This is a genomic window from uncultured Gimesia sp. (assembly GCF_937919775.1).
GTDB lineage: Bacteria > Planctomycetota > Planctomycetia > Planctomycetales > Planctomycetaceae > Gimesia.
This window is the reverse complement of sequence record NZ_CALFPF010000233.1, coordinates 1-5,256: the sequence shown is the minus strand read 5'-3', so window position 1 is coordinate 5,256 and position 5,256 is coordinate 1. Positions and strand designations below refer to the sequence as shown.

Annotated in this window: 5 protein-coding genes; all 5 read left to right on the top strand. The window is 48.9% G+C overall.

The window, feature by feature from the left end; genetic code table 11:
• Positions 1–67: 67 nt before the first annotated feature.
• A complete protein-coding gene (locus tag Q0294_RS06105; protein WP_299461960.1) occupies positions 68–1,225 on the top strand; it encodes a sugar-binding protein in 1,158 nt (385 codons plus the stop codon).
• Positions 1,218–2,750, top strand: a complete 1,533-nt coding sequence (locus Q0294_RS06100) for a sugar ABC transporter ATP-binding protein (protein WP_299461958.1) — start codon at positions 1,218–1,220, stop codon at positions 2,748–2,750. Before Q0294_RS06105 ends, Q0294_RS06100 begins: the two co-directional genes overlap by 8 nt.
• A gap of 46 nt (positions 2,751–2,796) precedes the next feature.
• Positions 2,797–3,786 carry an ABC transporter permease gene (locus Q0294_RS06095; RefSeq protein ID WP_299461956.1) on the top strand — a complete coding sequence of 330 codons (990 nt, stop codon included), beginning with the start codon at positions 2,797–2,799 and terminating at the stop codon, positions 3,784–3,786.
• 31 nt (positions 3,787–3,817) lie between these two features.
• Positions 3,818–4,072, top strand: coding sequence for a hypothetical protein (locus Q0294_RS06090; protein WP_299461954.1), 255 nt, complete (start codon positions 3,818–3,820; stop codon positions 4,070–4,072).
• 60 nt (positions 4,073–4,132) lie between these two features.
• On the top strand, positions 4,133–5,256 hold a 1,124-nt coding region (locus Q0294_RS06085), incomplete at its 3' end, for a formylmethanofuran dehydrogenase subunit A (RefSeq protein WP_299461952.1).

Genomic DNA, 5,256 nt, shown 5'->3' with positions numbered 1-5,256 from the left:
ATCATCATATTATTTCCAATCTCTCATCAGATCTTCCGCACAATACACAAACAAGGAGCCTCACTTGATGACCTGTCGCGAACTGATCCGGAACTGTACTCTTTTTACAACATTGTTAATAATTTCTACTGCTATCCCTGGCTGCGCTCAGGAAAAGGGTAATGGAAATCCCACCACATCAAATTCGAGTTCTGGTGAAAAAAATGATGTCGCTTTTATCACCAACGGGATCGCTTCGTTCTGGGTAATTGCTCAAAAGGGCGCCGAAAAAGCAGGTAAAGACCTGGGTGTCAACGTGGAAGTAAGAATGCCACCTCAGGGTGTGACAGACCAAAAGCGGATGGTGCAGGAACTCCTGGCACAAGGCATCGATGGAATTGCCATCAGCCCCATTGACCCGGATAATCAGAATGATCTTTTACAGGAAATTGCTGACAACTCGATTCTGATCACTCAGGACTCGGATGCGCCTGACAGCCCGCGCCAATGTTATATTGGAATGGATAATTATGCCGCAGGTCGCATGTGTGGGGAATTGGTCAAGGAAGCCTTGCCAGAAGGAGGAGAGGTCATGCTGTTTGTCGGACGTCTGGGCCAGTCAAATGCCCGATTGCGACGTCAGGGTGTGATTGATGAACTGATGGATCGTTCACACGATAATACTCGCTATGATGACCCGGGCAAACCTATCATAAATGACAAATACACCATTCTGGATACGCGAACTGATGATTTCGATTTTCCACAGGCCAAAGCCAATGCCCAGGATTCGATTGCCAAATATCCAGATTTGAAATGCATGGTCGGACTATTTGCCTATAATCCCCCTTTATGTCTAGAAGCAATTCGGGATGCAGGAAAACTGAAAGAAATTAAAGTTGTTTCGTTTGATGAAGATGAAACGAGCCTGCAGGGCATTGTAGATGGTACCGTCGTTGGAACAGTGGTGCAAAACCCCTATCAGTACGGCTATGAATCAGTGCGTGTTTTGAATGCACTCGCCAACGGCGACAAATCAGTCATCCCCGAAAATAAAATCATGCATATCCCCGCTCGAAAGATCACAAAAGACAATGTCAAAGAATTCTGGGCAGAGCTGAAATCACTGATCGGTGATGCAGATCAAAATAAGGATGACAAAGCTGAAAGCGAAAAAGCGGAAGTCAGTTCAGAAAAAAAGGAAAAATCTGTCGACAAGCAGAAAGACACAAAGTCGGATGAGTAGTTCCCATCCGACGCACTCACGACCGCTTCTGGAAGTGAGACAAATCTCAAAGCAGTTCCCTGGTGTGAAAGCCTTGAGTCGGGTCAGTCTGACATTACACCACGTGGAGGTGCTGGCGGTCATTGGTGAGAATGGTGCAGGCAAAAGCACCTTGATGAAAATCCTGGCAGGCGTTCAGACACCGGACTCCGGAACCCTGCTGATTAATGGGGAAGAAGCGTCCCTTTCCAATGTAGCAGATGCTCTCAACAGCGGCATTGCCTTAATTCATCAGGAGCTGAATCTTTCTGACAATCTGGATATCGCAGCCAATATTTTTCTCGGCCGTGAACCAAACCACTGGGGAATTATCAATCGCAGGCAAACGTATCTTGAGTCGGAAAAGTTTCTGAAGCGTGTCGGTTTGAATCTTCCCCCACAGACTTTAGTGGGCAACCTCACTGTCGGTCAGCAGCAAATGGTGGAAATCGCCAAAGCCCTGTCGATCAACGCACGCATCCTGATTATGGATGAGCCCACGTCTTCATTGTCGCTGCATGAATCTGAAGCCCTGTTTTCTGTCATTCGGGAGTTGAAAACACAAGGGGTCAGTGTGATCTATATTTCACATCGCCTCGGTGAAGTCAACGAACTTGCAGACCGTGTGGTTGTTCTGCGAGATGGGGAAAATGCCGGCGAACTGGACCACGATTCCATCTCACACGATCGAATGGTGCAGTTGATGGTAGGGCGAAATGTTTCTCAGTTTTTCCCTTATACTCCGCACGAGCCAGGCGAAGTCGTGCTCGAAGTAAAAAATCTTCGAACGCCCGATAATCCCACTCACCCGATCACCTTTACATTGAGAAAAAATGAGATCGTCGGCATTTCAGGTCTGGTCGGTGCTGGCAGAACAGAACTGATGCAGGTCCTGTTTGGTATCGACGCGCCGCGTGGGGGAGCCATTTTTGTCAACGGCAAAGAAATCCACATTCATTCTCCCCAAGATGCGATCAAAGCCGGCCTGGCTCTGGTTCCTGAAGATCGAAAACTACAGGGACTGATCCTGGAAATGGCCGTTCGCGAAAATATGAGCCTCGCCAGCCTCTCCCGCGACCGAAGGCATCTGGGGATGATCAATTTTGCACAAGAGCGGAAAACTTCGAATGAGATGATTGCCGCGATGAACATCAAAACGCCGAACGACCGCCAGATCGTTCAGTTTTTATCAGGTGGAAACCAGCAAAAAGTCGTGTTGGGAAAATGGATGGCATTAAATCCCAGCGTCCTGCTGCTGGATGAACCCACCCGCGGCGTCGATGTGGGAGCCAAAGAAGAAATCTATCATCTGATGAATGAACTGGCTTCCAGGGGAATGGCGATTTTATTCGTTAGTAGTGACCTGGAAGAAATACGTGGCATTTCTGATCGCGTTTTAGTGATGCATGAAGGCCAACTGACGGGAGAACTCTCTCGAGAGGAAATGAGTGAAGAAGCCATTATGCAACTTGCGACCGGACAAATCAGAGCCCCCGTCCCATCTTGATCACTTTTAATTATCAAAACCACACTCGCGCTTAAGAGTTACAATCATGAAGAAGATATTGGGAATATTAATCTTATTGATTGTTGTGTGTCTTGTCACAGCAGTCTCGAACAAGAATTTTTTCTCCGCTTATAATATACAAAATGTGACCCGCCTGACATCTCTGTTTGGGATCATCAGTATCGGAGTTGCATTCGTGATTATCTCCGGGGGGATTGATCTTTCCATTGGTTCCGTCATCTGCCTGATCGGAAGTCTATTGCCTTTTCTGCTGGCAAAGGGCGTGTCCGTTCCCGCCGCATTACTGCTGGTTGGTGCCATCTCGATTGCCATTGGACTGTTTCATGGCTTGCTGATTACCAAATTAAAACTCCAGCCTTTTATCGTGACACTATGCGGACTGCTCATTTACAGAGGAATCGCCAGGGGCATTACAGAAGATCAGACGCAGGGGTTTGGAACCGCGCATGCCGGATTACGCTATCTGGCGACCGGAAAAATCGACGTTCCATTTATAGAAGGATTCAAACTTCCTGTTCCCTTCCTGATCATGATCGGCCTGGCTGTTGTTGCCGCATTCTTTTTAAACAAAACCATTTTTGGTCGCTACCTGAAGGCGATCGGGAATAATGAAACAGCCGCGCGTTATTCGGGCATCAAAACGGATCGAACCGTGATTATGGCTTACGTCATCTGCTCTTTTCTCTCGGGTGTGGGCGGAGTCTTATTCGCGCTGGATATTAACTCAGTACAACCTGAGGGCATCGGCAATTTTTATGAACTGTATGCCATTGCAGCAGCCGTTCTGGGGGGGTGCAGTATTCGGGGGGGCGAAGGCAGCATCCTGGGAGTTGTCATCGGTGCAGCGCTGATGCGAGTTCTCCGCAATTCCATTACCATGCTGGGCATTCCCTCCCAACTGGAATTTGCTATCATTGGAGCAGTGATCTTGGTCGGAGTCATTTCAGATGAGCTTGTAAAACGTTATGCCCAAAAACGTAGAGCGATTCTGCAGGCAAGACAGACCTCCGGATAGTTACTTTCAGTTATTTCGTGGATCAATCAGCATGATTACTTATGAATATTATTGCGAAACCAACGGCAAAACCGTCGAAGTCAGCCATCGCATGTCAGAATCGCTAAAAACCTGGGGAGAACTTTGCCAGAAAGCGGGAATTCCCCTGGAGGAAACTCCGAAAACAACTCCCGTAGAACGCTTGATTTCAGGCGGTCTGTTGTTCAAAGGGGAAACTTCCAGCAAAAAGTCACAGCTTCCGATGGCCGATCCCGGCTGTGGTCGCTCGAACTGCTGTCGCCACTAACTACCGGCCTCAATTACTGCGCTCGCGCATTATTCATTCTGTTGCTTTCAAAGGTTTATTGTGTCGCTTTCCCGAATTAAAAATGGAACGATTTACGACCCGGCGAACGGCGTGAATGGTGAAGTACGCGATCTGTGGATTCAGGATGGTGTGATTGTCGCCGCTCCACCAAATCAAGACACTTTTTCAGGAAAAACCCTGGATGCCACCGGCTACGTCGTAATGCCGGGCGGAATTGATATGCACTGTCATATCGCCGGTCCCAAAGTAAATGCGGGGCGTAAAATGACGCCCGAAATGAAACGCAATGTGCCCCCCATTTATCGCAGCGAACATACCCGCTCTGGCACGGGAGGCGTCGTTCCCAGCACCTTTGCCACAGGTTATCTGTTTGCGAGTATCGGTTACACCACAGCCATGGATGCGGCAATTCCCGGTTTGCACGCGAGGCACGCCCACGAAGAACTGCAGGACACACCCATTCTGGACAAGGGTTTTTACCTGTTGTTCGGCAACAACCATTTCGTAATGAAACAACTGCGAAACCAGGACCAGCAAGCTCTGGACGCCTATTGTGCCTGGCTGCTGGAATCGGCCAAAGGTTATACAATCAAAATTGTGAATCCCGGCGGCGTTGAAGACTGGAAACAGATCAGTCGCAAATCGATCAAGGAACTGGATTCCCCCGTACAGAATTTCGGAGTCACTCCCCGACAGATTGTGCGTGGTCTGGCCGAAACAGCAGACCGGCTGCAACTGCCACACTCGGTGCATATCCATTGCAATAACCTGGGAATTCCCGGTAACTGGGAAACCACATTGAATACGATGGAATCACTGGAAGGTCGCCGTGGGCATCTGGCGCATGTCCAGTTTCACTCCTATGCCGGTGATCCGAATGATCCTACGAGTTTCTCCTCAGCAACACAAAAACTCGTGGACTATGTCCATGCGCATGAAAATATTACCGTCGATGTCGGGCATATCAACCCCGGGTCAACCATCTCGATGACCGGGGACACGCCTTTCAGCCAGTTCCTGCACACCATCAACCGGAATAAATGGTATACCGCCGACTGTGAACTCGAAAGCAGTTGTGGCGTAATCCCGATAGAGTACCGGCCGCAGCGCAGTTTGATTAATGCCGTCCAATGGGCCATCGCGCTGGAATGGTATCTACTGAT